We start from the raw sequence: 20,793 nt of genomic DNA, 5'->3' as shown, positions 1-20,793 counted from the left end.
CCCACCGGCGCGCGCCGGACCATCTTTCGTGATCCACCGATAACAGCGCCATCAACACCGATATCCATATCACGCAAACATATGATAATAAATAATTTTCTTTTCTTGCTATACGATCTTATAATTTCTCTTGCCGAATGGCTGCTTCCGTGCCTATGCTTGTTGCCAATGACCCGCCGAAAACAGGCGGGCGGGGAACGAGGAATAAAAGCATGGCGCGGGATTCGCGATATGACGTGCTGTTTCAACCTGTGCGCATCGGCCCGGTCACGGCGCCGAACCGCTTATACCAGGTGCCGCATGCCAGCGGCATGACCAATGCCCTGCCGCGGGTACGCGCGGCCTTCCGCGAGACCAAGGCGGAAGGCGGCTGGGGCGTCATCTGCACCGGTGCCTGCTCGATCGACCAGACCTCCGACGACGCGCCGCTGCCCTTCGCGACCCTCTGGGACAAGAACGACATCCAGGCCCATGCGCTGATGACCGACGCCGTGCACCGCCACGGCGCGCTGGCCGGTGTAGAGCTGTGGCATGGCGGCGCTTCCGTGATGAACCGCGCCAGCCGCCTGCCGCCGCTTTCGCCCTCCGGCGTGCCGTGGATGGCGACCCATGTCGGCTTCATGGGCAATCTCCGGCCGAAAAGCATGGACCGCTCGGACATCCGCGACGTGCTGCGCTGGCAGGCGGAGGGCGCGCGCAACGCGCGGACCGCCGGCTTCGACATCGTCTACGTCTATGCCGGCATGGGGTATCTCGGCTACGAATTCCTGCTGCCGGAATACAATCACCGCAGCGACGAATATGGCGGCGGCATCGAAAACCGCGTGCGTTTCGTGCGCGAAATGCTGGAGGTCACGCGCGACGCCGTGGGCATGGATTGTGGCGTGGCGTTGCGCGTCAGCCTGGAGGAGCTGCGCGGCCGGCCGGGAAAACACCACGAATCCGAAGCGCATGCGCTGGTCGCCCTTCTGTCCGATCATGCCGATCTCTTCGACGTGAAGATGGATTCGAGCCCGACGGACTGTTCCGCCTCGCGCTTCACCGGCGAAGGCAGCCACGAACCGGCGATCGATTTCGTCAAGCGCATGACGGACAAGCCTGTCGTCGGCGTCGGCCGTTTCACCTCGCCCGATACGATGGTCTCGCAGATCCGCCGCGGCGTGCTGGATTTCATCGGCGGCGCGCGGCCCTCGATTGCCGATCCCTTCCTGCCGGCCAAGATCCGCGAGGGGCGCATCGAGGAAATCCGCGAATGCATCGGCTGCAACATCTGCATTTCGAGCTGGCACGACGGCGTTCCCGTGCGCTGTACGCAAAACCCCACGGCCGGGGAGGAATGGCGCCGCGGCTGGCATCCCGAACGGGTGACGATCGCGCGCCGGCCGGAAAAGGTGCTTATTGTCGGCGGCGGGCCGGCCGGCCTCGAATGCGCGCTGACCGCAGCGCGCCAGGGCCATGAGGTGACGATCGCCGACCGCAATGCCGCCTGGGGCGGACGGCTGACCTTCGAGAAGACCTTGCCGGGGCTTTCTGCCTGGAACCGCGTCGTCGATTACCGGCTTGGCCGCCTGGCCGAAATGGCGAATGTTTCGATGTATCTCGAAAGCGAACTCGGCGTCGACGAGATCACCGATCTGGCACCCGATCATCTGGTGCTGGCACCCGGCGCGCGCTGGACGCGCATGCTCTATTCCTCGATGGAAATCCCCGTCGGCACGCTCGAACATCCCGCCGTTTTCACACCCGACGATATCGCCGCGGGGCGGCTGCCGGAAGGACCGACGCTGGTCTTCGATTTCGACAATTATTACTACGGCGGCGTCTTGACCGAGCATCTGGCTGCCAGCGGCATCGCCGTCTCCTATGTCACGCCGGCCGGCCAGGCCTCCGCCTGGACCATCATGACGAACGAGTTGCCGCTCGTGCACCGCGCGCTGGCCCGCCGAAATGTCTCGGTGACGACGCTGCAGATGCTGACCGCCTTCGACGGCACGACCGCGACGCTGACGCATCTCTTCACCGGTGAAACGACGGCCGTTTCCTGCCGCTCCGTGCTGATCGTCGGCCTGCGGCTGCCGCGCCGGACGCTGGTGGATGCCGTGGAGGCACGTCGTGCCGATCTCGAAGCGGCAGGCATCCGCAGCGTTGTCACGATCGGCGACGGACTGGCGCCGGGCGCGATCGCGCATGCGGTGCATAGCGGCCACAAGGCGGCGCGCGAACTCGGCCAGCGCGAGGGCCGCCGGCATTACCTGCGTGACATGCCGATCACCGATTGCGAGCCGGGTTTCGACCGGGCCGAGGCGGCGGAGTAACCGGCCATGAGCGACGCGACCGCCGCCATGTCACGGTTTTCCATCGCCTCGCCGCTGGCCGGCGGCGCCGTGCATGCCGTTGGCTCCGGGCTGTTCCATACGCTGCTGCCGTTGAAGCTCGTCGCGGAAGGCCATGGGCCGGACGCGATCGGCCTCGTCGTCGCGGCGGAGGGCGCGGGTTTCCTGCTCGGCTGCATCGGCTCGGTCAGGCTCATCCGCTCCGTCGGTGAGGTCAGGGCCTATGCGGCGCTCTCGGCGGGCTCGGCGGTCCTCATCCTGTCGCTCGGCACCGATCCGCATCTCGCCTTCGTCATGGCGATCCAGGCCGTGATCGGTTTTGCCAATGCCGGCCAGGCCGTCGTCATCGAAAGCTGGATGAACGCCATGGTCGCCAACAGGAACCGCGGCCGCATCCTGACGCTTTATGTCCTGCTGCTCGGCCTGTTCTACGGCCTCGGCCAGCTTCTGGCGACCAATATCGACCCGGCGGGCGACGCTATGCTGATGCTGACGGCGGCGTTCTACGCGCTGGCGCTCATTCCGGTGACGGCGGTCTGGGTCGGTGAGCCGCAATTGCACGTGCCCGTCGGCCTGAAACTTTTCCGCACCTTCCGCATCTCGCCCATCGGCACCCTCGCCTGCCTGATGACCGGCCTGATCTCCTCGACCTTCGCGTCCATCGGCCCGCTCTACGGGCTGGAGCTAAAACTCTCGCAGCAGACCATCGTTCTGCTGATGGCCGCCACCCAGCTTGGCGCACTCTTCCTGCAATTTCCGCTCGGCTATCTCTCGGATCGCGTGGACCGGCGCGTGATGATGCTGTGGCTGGCCGTCGGGCTGGCGCTGATCTGCACCGCTTTCCTCTTCGCCGGTCCGGCAACGCCATTCTGGATCTTCATCCTGCTGTTTTCCGTTTTCGGCGGCATCTCCGAGATTTTTTATCCGCTCGGCGTCGCCCATGCCAATGACCGGGCGGACGACAGCGAATTCGTCACGCTTTCCTCGAACCTGCTGTTGATCTGGGCTTTCGGCGGCATGATCGGCCCGGTGATCGTGACGACGGGTATCACGCCTTTCGGCACGGCCATCTTCTTCTGGTACGCCATCGTCCTTGCGGCGTTCTTTGCCGCCTTCGCCCTGTGGCGGCGCTACAGCCAGCCGCCGATCAGGACACGCGACGCCTTCGTCGCCTATCCGCAGACGTCGCCCATGGTCTACGAATGGGCGCCGCATGACGCCGCCGAAAACGGGAGGGATGCGCCGTGACGCAGGTGGTCACCGTCTTCCCGCGCAAGGTTGCGACACGCGACCCGGTCTTCATCACCATGAAGGACGGCGTTCGGCTCGCAGCGACGATCTGGCTGCCCGAGGATGCGGACGAGCGTCCCGTGCCAGCCATTCTGGAACTGATCCCCTACCGCCGCCGCGACGGAACCGTCTTCCGCGACATGAAGATGCATCCCTATGTCGCCGGGCACGGCTTTGCCTGCTGCCGGGTGGATATCCGCGGATCGGGCGATTCCGAAGGCCTGCTGACCGACGAATATACCGACCTGGAACAGGAGGATGCCTGCGAGATCATCGCCTGGCTCGCCCGCCAGCCCTGGTGCACCGGCGCCGTCGGCATGACCGGCATTTCCTGGGGCGGCTTCAATGCGCTGCAGGTTGCCGCGCGCCGCCCGCCGGCGCTGAAGGCCATCATCGCACTGTGCTGCTCGGACGACCGGTATGCCGACGACGTGCATTATTACGGCGGCAACCTCCTGACCGAAGACGGCATGTGGTCCTCGTTCATCCTCGGTCTCGGCGCCCTGCCGCCGGATCCGCAGATCGTCGGCCCGCGCTGGCGCTCGATGTGGCGCGAACGGCTGGGGGCGACCTCCTGCTGGTCGTCGACATGGCTCCGGCACCAGCGGCGCGACGCCTATTGGAAGCGCGGTTCCGTCTGCGAGGATTTTGCGGCAATCGATATCCCCGTCTATGCGATCAGCGGCTGGGACGACACCTATTTCAACGCCGTGCCGCGGCTGATGGCCGGTCTTACCGGCCCGCGCAAGGGCCTGATCGGCCCATGGACCCACGCTTATCCTTTCCTCGGCGAACCGGGACCGGCGATCCACTATCTGAAGGAAGCCATCCGCTGGTGGCGCCACTGGCTGGAAGGCATCGACGACGGGTTGATGGACGAACCCGCCTACACGACCTATCTGAAGGACCCCCACCGGCCGGCCCATTGCTATCCCGATCACCCCGGCCGCTGGGTTCGCGATCCCGCCTGGCCATCGCCGAATGTGCAGGACAAGGTTCTTTTCCTGAATGCCGGCACGCTGGAAAACGACCCGACCGAAGGCACGCCGATGCGGCTGCGCTCTCCGGTGACCGCCGGTCGCGACTGCGGACGCTACGGCGGCTACGGCGGCAGCGTGCCCGACATGGCGGGCGACCAGCGCCGCGAGGATGGCCTCGGCCTGTGCTTCGAGACGTCGCCGCTCGACGCAGACATGGACCTGCTTGGCGCACCGGCACTCGATATCACGCTTGGTTCCGACAGCACGTCCGGCACGCTGACGGCGCGGCTGTGCGAGGTGTTCGAAGACGGCGTCTCGACGCTCGTCACCTGGGGCGCCCTCAATCTGCGCCACCGGGCGAGCTTCGAAAATCCCTCGCCGGTGCCGGTCGGCGAGCCGGTCCGGCTCCGGCTTTCATTGAACCACTGCGGCCGGCGTATCGGCCGGGGAAGCCGCCTCCGGCTGGCGCTGTCCAATCAGCACTGGCCGGTGCTCTGGCCGCAGCCCGCCATGCCGACATTCACCGTCGCGCCCGGCACGAGCCGGCTGACGCTTCCCGTCCGCACGCCCCAGCCCGACGACGGATTGCACCTGTTCGACGACGCGGAAATCTCGCCGCCCGTCGCCATGGACGTGCTGGAAGACGAAACGCATTCCCGCCTGCTCGCCATCGAGGCGACGACGCGTCGGGAAACGCTGACGCTCACCAGCAATCACGGCCGGTTCCACCTGCCCGACCGGGAAAACGAGACCTGGTCGCGCGTTTCCGACTGCATGTCGATGACCGAGGACGATCCGCTGTCGGCCCGGCTCGATACCGGCTGGGTGCTCGGCTATCGCAGCGGCGAGGCGAATGCGGAAGCCACGTCTCGCGTCGTTGTGACCGCGACGGAGGAGAAATTCCGGCTGGAGTGGCGGCTGGAGGTCCGGGAAAACGGCGAACGCATCTTCGAACGGGAGGGAGGCGAATGGATCGACCGCGACCATCTCTAACCGAAACGGCGCCTTGCCCCGCCGCCTGCGGAGGATCGATCCGATGATCACCTTCCTCCTGCGCCGCACCGGCCTTGCCGTCGTCATCCTCGTGATCGTCGCGATCCTGCTTTTCCTGATGATGCACATGATTCCCGGCGATCCGACGGTGGTGGCGCTCGGGCCGCGCTCGACGCCGGAGATGCGGGAAGCCTTCCGCCAGATGATGGGCCTCGACCGGCCGTTCATCGAGCAGCTCGGCCTGTTCCTCGCCCGGCTCGCCCATGGCGATCTCGGCCAGGACGTCTGGAGCCGCCGGCCGGTGCTCACCATGATCCTCGAAGTGCTGCCCTACACGGCAACGCTGGCGCTGGCGAGTTTTCTCTGGGCGGTCACGCTCGGCGTGCTGCTCGGCTGCATCGCCGTCGTACACCATGGCAAATGGGGCGACTGGCTGATCGGCCTCGTCTCCATCGCCTTCGTGGCGGTGCCGTCCTTCGTCGTGGCGCTCTATTCGCTGCTGGTCTTCGCCGTCTGGCTCAACTGGCTGCCGGCGATCGGCGCCGGCGAGCCGGGCGATCTTGCCGCCCAGCTGCGGTCGCTGATCCTGCCTTCTTTCGCCATCGGCCTCGGCTGGGTCGGTTATGTCTCGCGCCTTATCCGCGCGGCGATGATCGAGGCGATGGGCGAGGATTACGTGCGCACGCTACGCGCCTATGGCGTGGCCGAACGGCGCATCACCTATCGCTACGCCTTGAAGCAGGCGCTGCTTGCCGTGTTGCCGGTCATCGCCATCGGCTTCGGCGGCCTGCTCACCGGTTCGGTCTTCGCCGAGATCGTCTTCACCCGTCCCGGCCTCGGCAAGATGACCTACGATGCCGTCATGTCGCGCAATTTCCCGGTGGTGATGGGCACGGTGCTGGTGACATCGGGGCTCTACGTCGCCTGCATGATCATCGCCGACGCGGTCACCGCCGTGCTCGATCCTCGTGTCAGGAGCACGCTCTGAGATGGCGACGGACGTGGCTTCAATCCCCGCTCCCCCGATTGCCGGCGAACCCGGCATCCCGCGCCGCATGGCGTTGACCTTCGTGGAGGTCGTCTCCCATCCTCTCGGCGCCATCGGCGTCCTGCTCGTCGCCCTGATCGTCCTCACGGCCCTTATGGCACCCGTCATCGTGCCCTACAATCCCACGGCGATCAGCGTGAAGGAGCGGCTTGCCGATCCCTCGCTCACCCATCTGCTCGGCACCGACCAACTCGGCCGCGACCTTCTCTCCCGCGTCATCGTCGGCACCCGCACGGCGATGACCGTGGCGCTGACGTCGCTTGCCGTGGCGCTCGCCATCGCCCTGCCGCTCGGCATGATTGCCGGCTACGGGCCACGCTGGCTGGATGCGCTCTTCATTCTCCTGTTCGACAGCATCAGTTCGCTGCCGATGATCATGCTCGGCCTTGCAGTGGTGGTGCTGCTCGGCCCCGGCGTTTCGACGGTCATTCTTGTCATCGTGCTCTACTCGGTCCCCTCCTATGCGCGGCTGGTGCGCACGCAGACGCTGAGCCTCAAGACACGCGATTTCATCAAGGCCGAGCAGGCGATGAATGCCGGCACGATGCGTATTCTCTTCCGCCATGTCCTGCCCAATGTCGTCGGCCCGCTGCTCATCCTCGCCTGCCTCGATATCTCCACGGTCATCACGCTGGAAGCGGGCCTTTCTTTCCTCGGTCTCGGCGTAAAACCGCAGATACCGAGCTGGGGCAACATTCTCAGCGACGGTTTTTCCGTCATCCGCAACAGCCCGGTGCCGGTCATCGCCGGCGGCGTGCCGCTGATCCTCGCCACCATCGGCTTCACCTTCTTCGGCGAGGCGCTGCGCGACGCGCTGGACCCGAGGCTCAATCCGGAGCGCAAGCCATGACCGCCCCGGTTCTCGATCTGCGCGGCCTCTCGGTCAATTACGGCGGCGTCTTCCCGGCGGTCATCGGCGTCGATCTCGCCGTCCGGCCGGGCGAGATCGTCGGCATCATCGGGGAAAGCGGCTCGGGCAAATCGACGCTCGCCCACGCGGCGCTCGGCCTGCTGCCCAAGGTCGCCCGCGTCTCGGGTGACCGGTTCATGCTCGCCGGCAACGACATGCTGACGGCCGATCGCAAAACGCTGGCAAGCCTGCGCGGCCCGGCGGCGGCGATGATCTTCCAGAACCCGATGACGGCCTTCAGCCCGGTCCATACGCTCGGCCGGCAGTTGCGCGACCTGCTCTGGCGCGATCGCCATCAGACGAAAGCGCAAAAACGCGAACGCATCGTCAAGGCGCTGCGCGACGTCGGCATCCCCGATCCCGCCGGCAAGCTGGATGCCTATCCCTTCCAGCTCTCGGGCGGCATGCTGCAGCGGGTGGCGATCGCCGCCACGCTGCTGATGAGGCCGTCGCTGCTCATCGCCGACGAGCCGACCACCGCGCTCGACGTGACGATGGAGGCGCAGATCCTCCACCTGATGCGCACGCTGCGTGACGAAGCGGGTGTCGCAATCCTCGTCATCTCCCACCATCTCGGCATGATCGCCGAAATCTGCGACCGCGTTGCAGTGATGTATGCCGGCCGGATCATCGAGGAGGGACCGGTCGAGGCGATCTTCCGCAGCCCCGGCCACCCCTATACCCAGGCGCTGCTCGACTGCGAGCCGGCGCTCATCCTTCCCGGCATCGGCCGCCTACCGGTGATTGCCGGCGAAGTGCCGCGTCCGGGCGGCCGGGGCTGCGATTTTGCCGGGCGCTGTCGCCATGCCGAGGAGCGCTGTCGCTGCGGCGCGGCACCCTGGCAAGCGCTGCGCGCCGATCCTGGCCATCACGCCCGCTGCCACAGGAGCGCATCATGAGCCCGGCCCTGATCGAAGCACGCGCACTTTCGGTGGATGTGCCGGCCGGTCGCTTCGCCTTTGCCAAGGCCCGGCCGCTCGCCATTCTCGCCGGCGTGTCGCTCGCCATCCGGCCGGGGGAAATCGTCTGCATGGTCGGCGAAAGCGGCTCCGGCAAGACGACCTTCGGCCGGGCGCTGCTCGGGCTGGTGAAACCATCCGGCGGTGAGATCCTTCTCGACGGAACGCCACTTCCCGATTTCTCCCAGCGCAGCTTCCGCACCATCCGCAGCCAGACCTCCCTTCTCTTCCAGGACCCGTTGAGCTCGTTCAATCCCCGCCAGCGGATCGGCGCCATGATCGCCGAACCCAGGCGCATTGCCGGGATGGGCTCGGCGCGCCTGGAGGACATTGCCGGCCTGGCGCAGCAGGCGGGGCTTTCGGACCGGTTTTTATCCCGCTTCCCCCATGCGCTGAGCGGCGGCCAGGCACGCCGCGCCGCCGTCGCCCGCGCCCTGTCCGTCGTGCCCCGGCTGATCGTGGCCGACGAACCGACGGCGGGGCTGGACGTCTCCATCCAGGGCGGTGTGCTCAACCTGTTTCTCGATATCCGCGAGCGGCACGACACCGCTTTCCTGATGATCACGCACAACCTCTCCGTGGTCCGCCACATCGCCGACCACATTGTCATCCTCTATCTCGGCCGCATGGTGGAGAGCGGTCCGGCGGCCGAGATCCTGTCCGCCCCGAAACACCCCTATACGAAGGCGCTGCTCGAAGCTGAGCCGATCCCGGACCCTGCCCGAAGGCGCACGGCGCCGCCGGTGCTGGGCGAGGTGCCGAGCATTGCGGCAAGGCCTTCGGGCTGCGAGTTCCACACCCGCTGTCCCTTCGTGCAGCCCCGCTGCAGGAGCGAGGCGCCGGGTCTTGACGACAGCGCTGAGGGACGCCGCGTCGCATGCCATTTCCCGCTGCCGGAGCCGCGGCCGGCAGCGGCGCACAGCCTTCGCACCGTTTCGAACTAGCAGCCGAAAAACAACAACCAGAGGGAAGACGATCATGAATGCAATCGCGATGAGCAGACGACACTTCCTCGCCGGCGCCACTGCGGCCGCAACGGCGCTCACCCTGCGCCCCGGCCTCTCTTATGCCGTCGACGGCGACACGCTGGTCGTGCGTGGCGCCTCCGATATCGAGATCCTCGATCCGGCCTTCCAGAACGGGCTGATGGAAGAAGAGATCGGCCGCTGCCTCTTCGTCTCGCTGAACCGGCTGGACGACGTGCGCGAAGGCGTGAACTGGAAACCCTATGCGGCAAGCGAACTGAAGCAGAAATCACCGACCGAGATCGAATTCACGCTGCAGGACTGGCTGGTCTGGACCGGCGATTTCGGCCCGGTGACGGCGGAAGACGTCAAGTTCTCCTTCGAGCGTGTCGCCAATCCCGACAATGCCTCGGCCTGGGCCTATGCCTTCGATGCGCTGAAGGAGGTGGAGGTCACCGGCGAACGCACCGGCATCATTCACCTGAAAGCGCCGTCTGCCGCCTTCTGGGTGACGACGCTGCCCTATTACATGGGCCATATCGTCTGCAAGAAGGCGGTGGAAGCCGCCGGCGGACGCTTCACGACCGAGGTGCCGGCCAGCGCCGGACCCTACCTCATCGAAAAATGGGTGCCCAAGCAGAGCCTGACGCTGGCCTCCAACCCGGCCTGGAAGGGCGAGAAACCCGCCTTCGCCAAAGTGCAGTTCCAGATCGTGACTGACGACGAGGCGGCCGCGCTTGCCTATGAATCCAAGGCGATCGACTATGCCAAGATCAGCCTCAACACGCTTTCGACATACAAGACCGCCCTGCCGGAGAAGACGTCGCTGATCCAGATGGACGGCACCCGCCTCTCCTGGCTTGCGATCAACGTCAACAACCCGAAACTCGCCGACGAGAAGATCCGACGCGCCATCCAGTATGCGATCGATGTCAGCCAGATCATGGACGGCTCCTATTCGGGCCTGGCGGTGCCCGCGACGGGCGTGGTGCCGCCCGCCCTCGTCGGCCATCGCGAGGCGATCCTCTATCCCGCCGATGCCGCCAAGGCGCAGGAACTGCTGGATGAGGCCGGGGTCTCCGGCCTGACACTGGAACTCGCCGCCCAGAACGACAAGACGAGCCAGCTGACCTGCCAGATCATCCAGGCCCTGCTCGGCGCCGTCGGCATCACCGTCGACATCAAGGCCTATGACGACGGCGTCTACTGGACGCTCGGCGACAAGACGGCCGGCGACACCTGGAAGACGCTGGAACTGGTGCTGATGAATTTCGCCGGCGGGGTCGATCCGTCGGAAAACCTCACCTGGTTCCGCCCCGCGCAGGTCGGCGTCTACAACTGGTCGCAATTCGACAGCCCGGAATTCGAAACGCTCTACCAGGAGGGCAATGCGGAGACGGACCAGGAAAAACGCGGCGCGATCTATCGCAAGATGCAGGACCTGATGGAAGAGTCCGGCGGCTTCGTCTTCATCACCCACGAGACCTTCGCTGCCGTGGCGCGGGAAGGCCTGAGGCCTTGCATCCTCGCCGACGGCTATCTCGACGTGACGCGTTTTTCGCGGGCGTGAACCTGCAGACCCGGTGAAAGGAGACGATCATGGCAAGAGGGGCCGTCAACAGGCGCGAGCGCCGGCTCGCGGAAAGCGCCGCTATCCGGCAGATGCGGTTCGACAATATCGAAAACCGCTATCGCCCGATCGAGGTGATGAGCGCCGACGAGGTCGAGGCGATCCATCACGCCTCGCTGGGGCTGCTGCGCGATACCGGCATGGAGATCATGCACGAGGAAAGCCGCAGGCTTCTGAAAACCGCGGGAGCCGATGTCGACGAGACAACGCAACGGGTGCGCTTCGATCCGGCAATGATCGAGGAGGCAATCCGCACCGCGCCCTCGCGTTTCACGCTGCAGGCGCGCAATCCCGCCAGGAACCTGAAGGTCGGCGACGGCAACCTGATCTTCGCCGCCACCGGCGGGCCGGCATTCGTCAGCGATCTCGACCGCGGCCGGCGTGCCGGCAACTATGCCGACATGTGCGACTATATCCGCGTCGTGCAGAGCCTGAACGTCATCCATCAGGAGGGCGGTTGCCCCTGCGAGCCGACGGACCTTCCCCCAGACAGCCGCCACCTGGATTTCTACCTCGCCGCCATCCGCCTCACCGACAAGAACTGGCAATGCTGGGCGCTGGGCGGCTACCGGGTCGAGGATGCGATCGACATGCTGAGCATCACGCTGCGTCAATCGCGCGAGGAGCTCAAGGCGAACCCGGCGACACTGACCATCATCAACTCCAACTCGCCACTGCGCCTCGACATCCCCATGGGTGAAGGTCTCGTCGCCATGGCGCGGGCCGGCCAGCCGATCGCGCTCACCCCCTTCACGCTGTCGGGAGCGATGAGCCCGGTCACCATTGCCGGTGCGCTGACGCAACAGAATGCCGAGGCGCTGGCCCTCATTGCCCTGGCGCAGATCGCCTCGCCCGGCGCACCGGTGCTCTACGGCGGCTTCACCTCCAATGTCGATATGCGCACCGGTTCGCCGGCCTTCGGGACACCGGAATATGCAAAGGCGCAGATCGCCTCCGGCCAGCTTGCCCGCCGTTACGGCGTGCCGTTCCGCTCGTCCAACGTGACGGCTTCGAATGCGGTCGACGTGCAGGCCGCCTATGAAAGCGGCATGTCGCTCTGGAGCACGATCATGGGCGGGGTGCATCTCATCGAGCATGCCGCGGGGTGGCTGGAGGGCGGCCTCACCGCCTCCTTCGAAAAACTGATCCTCGATGCCGAAATGCTGCAGATGATGCGAAGCTTCCTGCAGCCCATATCGGTCGACGAAGGCAGTCTTGCGGTCGATACGATCGGCGAGGTCGGACCGGGCGGGCATTTCTTCGGCACCACGCACACGCTCGCCCGTTTCGAAAACGCCTTCTACGAGCCGATGCTTTCCGACTGGCGGAACTTCGAGAACTGGTCCGAAAGTGGCGCCCGCTCCGGCACGGAACGCGCCAACGCCGTCTGGAAGGACCTGCTGAGGACCTATGAGCAACCGCCGCTGGACCCGGCCATAGAGGAGGAGCTGGAAGCATTCGTCGCCCGCCGCAAGGCCGAAATCGGCCAGCAATGAGCGAGGGCCTGCGCTAAAACGTGAGAGCAAGTCCGAAAGGTCGCCACACGCTTTAAATGGAATTGCGCTCCACATAGGTCACCGAGGCAAAGTGCGGGTCATACGCGCCCCGCTTGCCCGTTCTGCCACGGCGAAGTTCGTTCACGGCCCAGGCACCCATTTCCCGGTGTGGCAGTATGATCGTGCTGAGTTGCGGACGAAGATGGCGGCAAATCTCGTCGTCGTCATAGCCTATGACGGCGATGTCCTCCCCGATCTTCAGGCCGGCCTCCCGGATCGCCTCGAAGCAGCCGGAGGCCATCTTGTCGTTCTGGCAGAAGATCGCATCGGGCCGGACCTCGCGTGCCAGCAGACGTCTGGCAGCTTCGTATCCCGATGTAGGCGACCAGTTGCCTTCCAGCGTCAGGCCGGGGTCATGGGCAATGCGCGCTTCCTCCAGCGCCAGGCGATAGCCTCTCAGCCGGTCCAGGCTGGCCTGCATGAAAGGTTCCCCGGTGATGGTTGCAATGCGCCGCCGGCCGTTAACGATCAATTCGCGTGTCGCCCGCCGCCCGCCCTCGAGGTCGTTCGGAACAACGGACGGGAAATGGTTGTCGTCCGTGTAGCAATTGAGCAGCACCACCGGGATATTCAGCTCGTAAAGGATTGCGGGCAACGAAACCTGCCGCGTAAAGATCGTCATGTAGATGATCCCCGAAACGCCGCTGCGGCTCATCATCCGAACGACCGAATCTTCCATCGAGCGGATGCCCATGGTTTGTGACGTCAGGATAACGATCCCCTCCTCCCAGGACCCCTGTCGTGCACCCTCCAACGCATTGACCGTTTCCGGGCTGGTGGACATCTGGTCGACGACAAAGCCGAAGCTTCTGGGACTGTCGATCGCCGGCCGCTCGATCGGCGAAGCCTCGCCATATTTTAATGCACGCGCGGCCTGAATGACCTTCTGACGGGTCTCCTCCGAGATTTTTACGCCCACCGCATTGTTGAGAACGAAGGAGACCGTCGCCTGGGAGCAGCCGGCCGCACGCGCCACGTCGGTCATCGTCGCCTTGCGGTTCGATGGATTTGCCTTTGTCCCTCGTGCCATCCACGTTCCTTCAAGGTTTTCCCCCTGCCGCTGTACATCATTTATAACCATAAGCATATTGACTAATAATTATTAATAGACATACGATGATACCAATCAAGGAGGAGCGATCATGACCCAGTCATCCCACGGAGCGTTTGCCTACGACCTCGACAACCATCTGGAAACGTTGCGGACCGACGGCATCGTCGGACTGAAATCCGCCTTCACACCAGAATGGGCCGACGAAATGCGCGAAGACATGATGACCGCCTTCTGGTCGGCCATCCAGCGCCCCGGTGGAGCGGTCGGCCGCGGGCCACGGCGCTGGTATGTGGAAATCCATCCGCAGCATTTCCGCGGCTTCACTGATCTGATCATGCATCCCTGGGTGGTCGACATCTGCGAACGAATGCTTGGGACCGACTATCAGATTGTGGAGATCGGCCTCGACGTGCCGTTCCAGGGGGCAAAATATCAACCCTGGCATCGCGACTTTCCATCGCCTGTCGATACGTACCGCGACCGCAAGATTACCTCGCTGGCCTTCAATCTGACCGGCGTCGACGTGACCCCCGACATGGGGCCGTTTGAGGTGGCGCCCGGCACGCAATGGGACGATGGCCGCGACTGGAAGCACGAAATGTTTCCCGACAAGGCTTTGTGGCCGCGCTTCCAGGAGCGGGCCGTGCGAAAATACCCCAATCGCGGTGACATATCGTGCCGCTCGGCGCTGACGGTACATCGTGGCACGGAGCACCTGTCGCCGATCGCCCGCCCCGTGATGGTACTCGGCGTCGATGCGCCCGGCGCCGGCCATGCCGAACTCCACGACATGATGGTGACGCGCGACTGGCACGAAGCCCTGCCGGAGAAGGCCCGGAAGCACCTTGTTTGCCGCGTGGTCGACGAACTCGTCCCGATCACCCAGAAGCACGACATCGAAGGACTCGTCATGGGTTCCGATCCAGCCTGAGGTCGCCCCCCGGCTGGATGGCGCCAGGCGGCGGTTGTAGGCCAGTATCATCTCGTGGCGTTCTTTCGACGCTCGGTATGCGAAGGCCGATTTACCGCCAGGCCTGGGTGCGCACCAGCAGACGTCGGGCCACAGCTGCATGTATGAATTTTGCCGCGACATTGGTGTAGAAAATCATCATGCCCATGGCCGCGGCCGGTGCGATGTCGCCGGCATCGTCCATGTTGAGCACCGCGACCGAGGCGAGCTTGGTATCGGTGGAATAAAGGAAGACCACCGCCGAGACTGTCGTCATCGCATTGACGAAGAGATAGATCGCGATGTTGAGAATCGCCGGCAGGCAGACCGGCACCGTGACGCGGAAGAACAGCCGGTGGAAGGGCTGTTTCAGGGAAGCGGCAACGGATTCGAATTCCGGATCCATCTGCTTGAGCGCCGTCAGCGCCGTCAGGTGCGCAACCGTATAGAAATGCGTCACGGTGGAGACGACGAGGATCGTCATCGTGCCGTAGATGGTGTTGAGCGGATTGGCCGGGTTGTTGAAGAAGAAGATATAGGCAAGGCCGAGCACCATGCCGGGTACGGCCATCGGCATCATCGCCAGGAAATGGAAGACGCCGCGGCCCAGGCGGAAGCCGTCCGCCTTCTCGACCATGTAGGCGCCGGCAAAAACGATGATCGAGCCGAAGAATGCCGTCAGCAGCGCCAGCCTGATCGAGTTGCCATAGGCCGCCCAGCCGCCGCCGTCCATCAGGTCGAAGGCGAAGTTCTTCGCCGTGAGCGAGAGGTCATAGGGCCAGAACTTCACCACGGCCGCGATCTGGCACATGGCGATCATGCCCAGAATGAACAGGCTGACGAGGCAGGCGAAGGCAAAGCAGAGCGCGTCCGTGCGGGCGTTCGGCTTCGGCGCATAGGGCACGGCCCTGGCCGAAAGCAGCGCCACCTGCCGCTTCTGCATGCGCCGGTCGACCACGAAGGCGAGGATGGCGGGCACGAGCAGGATGACGGAGACGACCGCCCCCATTTCGAAATTCTGCTGGCCGATCACCTGCTTGTAGATATCGACGGCAAGCATGCCGTATTGCCCGCCGATCACCTTCGGCAGGCCGAAATCGGTGATGACGAGCGTGAAGACGACGAAGGCCGCCGAGACGAGGCCGAAGCGTGCGCCCGGCACGGTCACGGTCATGAAGGTGCGCCACTTGCTGGCCTTGAGCGAAGCGGACGCCTCGTAGTGCCGGGCATCGGCGACGGAGAGCGCCGTCAGGATGATCAGGAAGGCATGCGGCAGGGTGAAGAAGATCGAGCCGATGACGATGCCGATCGGGCCATAGATCGAATAGCCGAGCAACCAGTCCTTGAAGACACCCTGGTTGCCGAAGAGATAGACGAGCGCGATGCCTGGCAGCAGCGACGGCACGAGGATCGGGATCGTCAGGATGCCGCGGAACAGCCCCTTCAGCGGCATGCAGCTGCGCGTCAACCCGAAGGCGAGCGCGAAGGCGACGGCGACGGTGAAGACCGTGCTGATCACCGCCATCAGGACGGAATTGTAGATCGACTGGGCCAGCGCCGGCGTGGAGAAATAGGCCGTGAAATTCGCGACGCCGAGGGTCTTGGCAGGACGCAGCACGACACGCCGGAACGCACCGGAATCATAGTCGCGCCATTCCGTTCCTTTTTCCAGCGTCGAACCGGCGAGAAAGGCCGCCTGGTCCGTCGTGCCGCGAATGCGGTAATGCACGGGACTGCGGAAGCTGAATTCCGGCAAGAATTTCGTCGCCGCAAGCCGCCCGTCGGAATTGGTCGAAAGCTCCCCGTCCGTCACGGCGCCGAGCTCCCGGTTCAAAGCCTCCGCGCTGACGACCGGCCCCCAGTTCGTGCCCGTCTCGTCACTCACCTGGAATTCGAAGGCCGCGAGATCGAACCGGTAGGTCGAGAACGACTTCGACAGCATGACGAAGAGCGGCGCACCGAGCGCGATGATCAGGTAGAGACCGATGACGGCCATGAAGCCGAGCTTGATGCGGTCGTCACGGGAGGATTCCTGTCGCAGTCTTTTCCCGACGAGGGGAAGATGAGGCGCTTCGAGGGCAATGTTCATCGTCATGCGCTCCTCGGAAAGAGCAGCAGGCGGTCACTCGGGATCTCCACCTGGATGACGCCGCCGGTTTCGATGTTGAGGCGGCGCACGGCATTGACGGAGAAGTCGGCGACGAGCGTGCGCTCCCCCAGCCGGGGCGCGGTCAGCCGCGTGCGCCAGAACATGCCGAGAAACTCCATTTCCCGCACTTCGGCATCGATCAGGTTCTGCGGCGTGACAGGTCGGTCAACGGCGTTGACCGCGTGGGCGTCGGCACCGTGCGGGATGATGTCGACCGGTCGCACCACGGCGGTTGTGGTCTGTCCGGTTGAAAAACCCTCCGTCCGGCAACGGAAGGCGGAATGGCCGATCTCGACCTCGCCATCGGCGAGGATCTTTGCGGCGAACTGGTTGGTCTCGCCAATGAAGTCGGCGACGAAGAGGGTGGCGGGGTGCCGGTAGATTTCCGTGGGCGAACCGACCTGCTCGATGACACCGTGGTTCATCACGACAATGCGGTCGGCCATGGCAAGCGCCTCTTCCTGATCGTGCGTGACCATGATGGTGGTGACGCCGAGCTTTCGCTGCAGCGCCTTGATCTCATGGCGAAGATGCACGCGGACCTTGGCATCGAGCGCCGACAGCGGCTCATCGAGCAGGAGAAGCCCTGGCGAAATGGCGATGGCGCGGGCCAGCGCGATACGCTGCTGCTGCCCGCCGGAAAGCTGGGCGGGATATTTCTTGCTCTGGGCGGCAAGGCCGACCGTGTCCAGCAGCTCGCCGACGCGGGCGGCGATCTCGGCCTTCGAGCGCCTGGTGTTCTCCAGGCCGAAGGCGATGTTCTGCTCGATGGTAAGGTTCGGGAACAGCGCATAGGACTGGAAGACGATGCCGTAGTCGCGCCGGGAGGCCGGCAGCGTCGAGATGTTACGGCCGGCCTGCTCGATCTTGCCCTGCGACTGGAGATCCAGACCGGCGATGGCCCGCAGCAGGGTCGTCTTGCCGCAACCCGAAGGGCCGAGAAAACAGATGAACTCGCCCTTGGAGATACTGAGGGAAATGTCGCGCAACGCGACAAAATCCGCATAACTTTTCCAGAGGCCGGTGATTTCGAGGTAGGGAGCCGACACGGCCTTGGGCCGATCTGCGGCTAAAGAGCCTGTAGGTGTCGGTTCGATCGACATGGCATGTCTCATCTGCAAGCTCCGTTGGCTGTCAGGCAATCTTCGAGAATGCGCGGGGCGAGGCACGAAAGCGCCCCGCCCTTCGATCACGATCAGGTCTTCGGCTCGGACTTGGCGTCGTAACGCTTCTGCCATTCCTTCAGGATGGTGCCGCGGTTGTTGGCGGCCCATTCGAAGTCGTTGTCGATCATCCGGGAGGCGATATCGTCAGGCAGATGCTCGACCTGCTTGGCGACGCCCGGATAGGCGACGACGGCGTAACCGGCATTGTACATCTCGTTGGCTTCCCTGGTGACCGACCAGTCGACCAGCGTCTTGGCGGCCTCGAGGTTCGCCGTGCCGGCGATGATGGCCGTCGCCTCGGCCTCCCAGCCCGATCCCTCGGACGGGAAGATGATGTCGATCGGCGCACCGGCGCTCTTGGCCTTGGCACCGGGGAATTCGAACGACACGCCGATCACCGCTTCGCCGGCGCCCGCCATCTTGCAGGGCTTCGAGCCGGAATGGGTATAGGCGGAGATGTTTTCATGAAGCTTGTCCATGAAACCCCAGGCCTTCTCCTCGCCCCACATCTGCATCCAGCCCGAAACGTCCAGGAAGCCGGTGCCGGAGGATGCCGGGTTCGGCATGACGATATGGCCCTTGTATTCCGGCTTCGTCAGGTCATCCCAACTCGCCGGCGCCGTCAGGCCGAGCTTCTCGCCCTCCACGGTGTTGTAGCAAAGGGCCGCCACATAGGCGTCCATGCCAACCCAGCTCGGCGGCGTGTCCTTGTCGACGAACTTCTTGTCGAGTTCCGCAACACCCTTGGGTTCATAGGCCTCCAGCATGCCCTCGGTCTTGAGGAGAAGCAGCGAGGTCGCGGCAAGCCCCCAGACAACGTCGGCCTGCGGGTTGTCCTTTTCGGCAAGCAATTTGGCCGTCATGACGCCGGTGGAATCGCGCACCCAGTTGATCTTGATATCCGGATGAGCCTTCTCGAAGGTCGCCTTGTAACGGTCGAGGTCGACGGCTTCGACGGCGGTGTAGACGGTGAGCTGGGTTTCAGCGAAAGCAATGGTGGGAAGCGCGGCGGCGATAGTGCCGGCAAGCAAAAAAAGCATGCGTCTGTTCATGATTGAAAATCTCCTCTGAAGGCCTGGAAAAATCCGGGAAGCGCCACGAACGATCTAACCGTCGCCCTTGTATGGTCAGCTTCGGGAGGCATTTTGCGCAGGGGTTTTCAGTAAGTAAAATTTATTATTCTTATCAACCGAACGATGAAAACTATAGATCATCCGTTTTTTGAACAAGACATACCCACAGTCTGCCACCCCCGCAATCGCCATGCTCCGCCCTTCCACAAGCAACAAAAAAAGGAGCCGCACGAAGCGGCTCCCGGAGTGTGTGATCCGGCAGGGGATTGCTCGGATCACCATGGCAGGGAGAAGGTTTTGACGTTGGTAAAGCTCTTCATCGCCTCGATGACACCTTCCTTGTAGCCGTTGCCGCTATCCTTGATGCCGCCGAACGGGCTCATCTCGATGCGGTAGCCCGGAACTTCCCAGATGTTCACCGTGCCGACTTTCAGGCCGGCGATGTATTTCTGCATGCGGCGGAAGTCGTTGGTGCAGACGCCGGAGGAAAGGCCGAAGGCAGTGGAATTGGAGAGCGCGATGAGGGCATCGTCGTCATCCGGGGCGCGGACGATCGGGATGATGGGCGCGAAGGTTTCCTCCATGACCAGTTCGCTGGCGTGCGAAACGCGGTCGACGACGATCGGGGGCAGGAGCGCGCCCCGGCGGCCCGGATTGTAGAGGATCTCGGCCCCCTCCTCGGCCGCCTTGTATACGCGGCTTTCGAAGACTGCCGCGGCCCTGGCATGCACCACGGTTCCAAGTTCCGTTGCGCGATCCATGGGATCGCCGAACTTCAGCTTTTTGGCCCGTTCCAGCACCAGCGGTACGAAGCGGTCGGCAACACGTTCCTGGCAGAGGATACGCTTGACCGCCGTGCAGCGCTGGCCGGAATTCTTGGTCGCACCGGCCACGGCAAGGTCGGCGGCCCTGGCGAGGTCGTCGTCCGACAGGTCGTTGAGGATGATCAGCGGGTCGTTGCCGCCGAGTTCCAGGATCTGGCGCTTGTAGTGGGCATGGGTGGCGATCAGCTTACCGACCGGCACGGAGCCGGTGAAGGTGATGAGGTCGAAATTCGGGTTGGTGATCATCTCCATGCCGATATCGCCCGGCCAGCCGGTGACGACGGACAGCATTTCGGGCGGCAGGCCCGCCTCGTACAGGATGTCGGCAAGGATGAGCGCCGTCATCGGCGTCAGTTCCGTCGGCTTCAGCACCACGCAATTGTTGGTGGCGATGGCCGGCGCCACCTTATGCGCCACCATGTTGAGCGGATGGTTGAAGGGCGTGATCGCGGAAATGGCGGTCAACGGTTCGCGCGTCGTGAAGATCTTGCGGGCCTTGCCGTGCGGGGTCAGGTCGCAGGAGAAGATCTCCCCGTCGTCATGGATGCACATCTGCCCGGACAGGGTCAGCACGTCGAAGGCGCGGCCCACTTCGTAAAGCGAGTCCTGCTTGGAAATACCGAGTTCCAGCGTGATGAGGTCGGAGACCTCCTCCTTGCGGGCCACCAGCAGTTCGGCCGCCCTGAGCAGGATGCGCTGGCGCTCGTAGCGCGTCAGCTTCGGCTGATAGCTTGCGGCGATCTCGAAGGCCTTCCTGGCATGCTCGGCATTGCCGGCTGGAACGGTACCGATGACGGCATCGTTCCAAGGGTAGCACACCTCGACCACCCCTTCGGTATCGACCATCTTGCCGGCGATCCGCATGGGCTCGTGGCGGATCGCGAATGTCGTTTCCACCTTGGTCATGGCTTCCT

General features: G+C 64.3%; 15 protein-coding genes. 10 read left to right on the top strand and 5 right to left on the bottom strand.

The annotated features are described in order from the left end of the window. Positions 1 to 212 precede the first annotated feature (212 nt). Genes DEM27_RS18265 through DEM27_RS18225 form a run of 9 tightly spaced genes read left to right on the top strand, consistent with a single transcriptional unit; the run spans position 213 to position 12,604 of the window. Complete coding sequence (locus tag DEM27_RS18265) at positions 213 to 2,315, top strand: oxidoreductase (RefSeq protein ID WP_109459682.1); 2,103 nt, start codon at positions 213 to 215, stop codon at positions 2,313 to 2,315. A gap of 6 nt (positions 2,316 to 2,321) precedes the next feature. Beyond that, entirely contained in the window at positions 2,322 to 3,581 is a 1,260-nt protein-coding gene (locus tag DEM27_RS18260) for an MFS transporter (protein ID WP_109459681.1), read from the top strand. Then, a complete protein-coding gene (locus tag DEM27_RS18255) occupies positions 3,578 to 5,596 on the top strand; it encodes a CocE/NonD family hydrolase (protein WP_245445915.1) in 2,019 nt (672 codons plus the stop codon). The genes DEM27_RS18260 and DEM27_RS18255 overlap by 4 nt, the downstream gene beginning before the upstream one ends. A gap of 43 nt (positions 5,597 to 5,639) precedes the next feature. Beyond that, entirely contained in the window at positions 5,640 to 6,584 is a 945-nt protein-coding gene (locus DEM27_RS18250) for an ABC transporter permease (RefSeq protein ID WP_109459680.1), read from the top strand. Between the two features lies 1 nt (position 6,585). Continuing rightward, positions 6,586 to 7,494, top strand: a complete 909-nt coding sequence (locus DEM27_RS18245; RefSeq protein ID WP_245445913.1) for an ABC transporter permease — start codon at positions 6,586 to 6,588, stop codon at positions 7,492 to 7,494. After that, complete coding sequence (locus DEM27_RS18240) at positions 7,491 to 8,453, top strand: ABC transporter ATP-binding protein (RefSeq protein WP_109459679.1); 963 nt, start codon at positions 7,491 to 7,493, stop codon at positions 8,451 to 8,453. The genes DEM27_RS18245 and DEM27_RS18240 overlap by 4 nt, the downstream gene beginning before the upstream one ends. Then, the gene (locus DEM27_RS18235; protein WP_109459678.1) at positions 8,450 to 9,457 is read left to right on the top strand and encodes an oligopeptide/dipeptide ABC transporter ATP-binding protein; all 1,008 of its coding nucleotides are present in this window, start codon (positions 8,450 to 8,452) and stop codon (positions 9,455 to 9,457) included. The genes DEM27_RS18240 and DEM27_RS18235 overlap by 4 nt, the downstream gene beginning before the upstream one ends. A 34-nt stretch (positions 9,458 to 9,491) precedes the next feature. Continuing rightward, the gene (locus tag DEM27_RS18230) at positions 9,492 to 11,048 is read left to right on the top strand and encodes an ABC transporter substrate-binding protein (protein ID WP_109459677.1); all 1,557 of its coding nucleotides are present in this window, start codon (positions 9,492 to 9,494) and stop codon (positions 11,046 to 11,048) included. 29 nt (positions 11,049 to 11,077) lie between these two features. Next, positions 11,078 to 12,604 (top strand): trimethylamine methyltransferase family protein, encoded by a 1,527-nt coding sequence (locus tag DEM27_RS18225; RefSeq protein WP_109459676.1) that lies wholly within the window; start codon positions 11,078 to 11,080, stop codon positions 12,602 to 12,604. Between the two features lie 52 nt (positions 12,605 to 12,656). Here DEM27_RS18225 and DEM27_RS18220 read toward each other — a convergent pair whose 3' ends face one another. Then, positions 12,657 to 13,649 carry a LacI family DNA-binding transcriptional regulator gene (locus tag DEM27_RS18220; protein WP_165823477.1) on the bottom strand — a complete coding sequence of 331 codons (993 nt, stop codon included), beginning with the start codon at positions 13,647 to 13,649 and terminating at the stop codon, positions 12,657 to 12,659. 157 nt (positions 13,650 to 13,806) lie between these two features. Between DEM27_RS18220 and DEM27_RS18215 the strand changes: the two genes are divergently transcribed. Continuing rightward, a complete protein-coding gene (locus tag DEM27_RS18215) occupies positions 13,807 to 14,649 on the top strand; it encodes a phytanoyl-CoA dioxygenase family protein (RefSeq protein WP_109459674.1) in 843 nt (280 codons plus the stop codon). Positions 14,650 to 14,740: 91 nt separating this feature from the next. Here DEM27_RS18215 and DEM27_RS18210 read toward each other — a convergent pair whose 3' ends face one another. The 4 genes from DEM27_RS18210 to phnY form a co-directional block, all read right to left on the bottom strand. Further along, positions 14,741 to 16,756, bottom strand: a complete 2,016-nt coding sequence (locus DEM27_RS18210) for a putative 2-aminoethylphosphonate ABC transporter permease subunit (protein WP_109459784.1) — start codon at positions 16,754 to 16,756, stop codon at positions 14,741 to 14,743. Positions 16,757 to 16,758: 2 nt separating this feature from the next. After that, entirely contained in the window at positions 16,759 to 17,931 is a 1,173-nt protein-coding gene (locus DEM27_RS18205; protein WP_245445911.1) for a putative 2-aminoethylphosphonate ABC transporter ATP-binding protein, read from the bottom strand. 80 nt (positions 17,932 to 18,011) lie between these two features. Next, complete coding sequence (locus DEM27_RS18200; protein WP_109459672.1) at positions 18,012 to 19,034, bottom strand: putative 2-aminoethylphosphonate ABC transporter substrate-binding protein; 1,023 nt, start codon at positions 19,032 to 19,034, stop codon at positions 18,012 to 18,014. Positions 19,035 to 19,330: 296 nt separating this feature from the next. Next, the gene (phnY, locus tag DEM27_RS18195) at positions 19,331 to 20,785 is read right to left on the bottom strand and encodes a phosphonoacetaldehyde dehydrogenase (RefSeq protein WP_109459671.1); all 1,455 of its coding nucleotides are present in this window, start codon (positions 20,783 to 20,785) and stop codon (positions 19,331 to 19,333) included. Positions 20,786 to 20,793 lie beyond the last annotated feature (8 nt).

Origin of the sequence: Rhizobium album (genome assembly GCF_003122325.1) — a bacterium.
Taxonomy (GTDB): Bacteria; Pseudomonadota; Alphaproteobacteria; order Rhizobiales; family Rhizobiaceae; genus Metarhizobium; species Metarhizobium album.
Note: the sequence above shows the minus strand (reverse complement) of the source record. Positions and strands in the feature narration are given on the sequence as shown.

What these genes read in the sequence shown, in the direction of transcription:
- DEM27_RS18265 (WP_109459682.1), top strand. Translation starts at nt 213, where the DNA reads ATGGCGCGGGATTCGCGATATGACGTGCTGTTTCAACCTGTGCGCATC.
- DEM27_RS18260 (WP_109459681.1), top strand. Translation starts at nt 2,322, where the DNA reads ATGAGCGACGCGACCGCCGCCATGTCACGGTTTTCCATCGCCTCGCCG.
- DEM27_RS18250 (WP_109459680.1), top strand. Translation starts at nt 5,640, where the DNA reads ATGATCACCTTCCTCCTGCGCCGCACCGGCCTTGCCGTCGTCATCCTC.
- DEM27_RS18245 (WP_245445913.1), top strand. Translation starts at nt 6,586, where the DNA reads ATGGCGACGGACGTGGCTTCAATCCCCGCTCCCCCGATTGCCGGCGAA.
- DEM27_RS18240 (WP_109459679.1), top strand. Translation starts at nt 7,491, where the DNA reads ATGACCGCCCCGGTTCTCGATCTGCGCGGCCTCTCGGTCAATTACGGC.
- DEM27_RS18235 (WP_109459678.1), top strand. Translation starts at nt 8,450, where the DNA reads ATGAGCCCGGCCCTGATCGAAGCACGCGCACTTTCGGTGGATGTGCCG.
- DEM27_RS18230 (WP_109459677.1), top strand. Translation starts at nt 9,492, where the DNA reads ATGAATGCAATCGCGATGAGCAGACGACACTTCCTCGCCGGCGCCACT.
- DEM27_RS18225 (WP_109459676.1), top strand. Translation starts at nt 11,078, where the DNA reads ATGGCAAGAGGGGCCGTCAACAGGCGCGAGCGCCGGCTCGCGGAAAGC.
- DEM27_RS18220 (WP_165823477.1), bottom strand. Translation starts at nt 13,649, where the DNA reads ATGACCGACGTGGCGCGTGCGGCCGGCTGCTCCCAGGCGACGGTCTCC.
- DEM27_RS18215 (WP_109459674.1), top strand. Translation starts at nt 13,807, where the DNA reads ATGACCCAGTCATCCCACGGAGCGTTTGCCTACGACCTCGACAACCAT.
- DEM27_RS18210 (WP_109459784.1), bottom strand. Translation starts at nt 16,756, where the DNA reads ATGAACATTGCCCTCGAAGCGCCTCATCTTCCCCTCGTCGGGAAAAGA.
- DEM27_RS18205 (WP_245445911.1), bottom strand. Translation starts at nt 17,931, where the DNA reads ATGAGACATGCCATGTCGATCGAACCGACACCTACAGGCTCTTTAGCC.
- DEM27_RS18200 (WP_109459672.1), bottom strand. Translation starts at nt 19,034, where the DNA reads ATGAACAGACGCATGCTTTTTTTGCTTGCCGGCACTATCGCCGCCGCG.
- phnY (WP_109459671.1), bottom strand. Translation starts at nt 20,785, where the DNA reads ATGACCAAGGTGGAAACGACATTCGCGATCCGCCACGAGCCCATGCGG.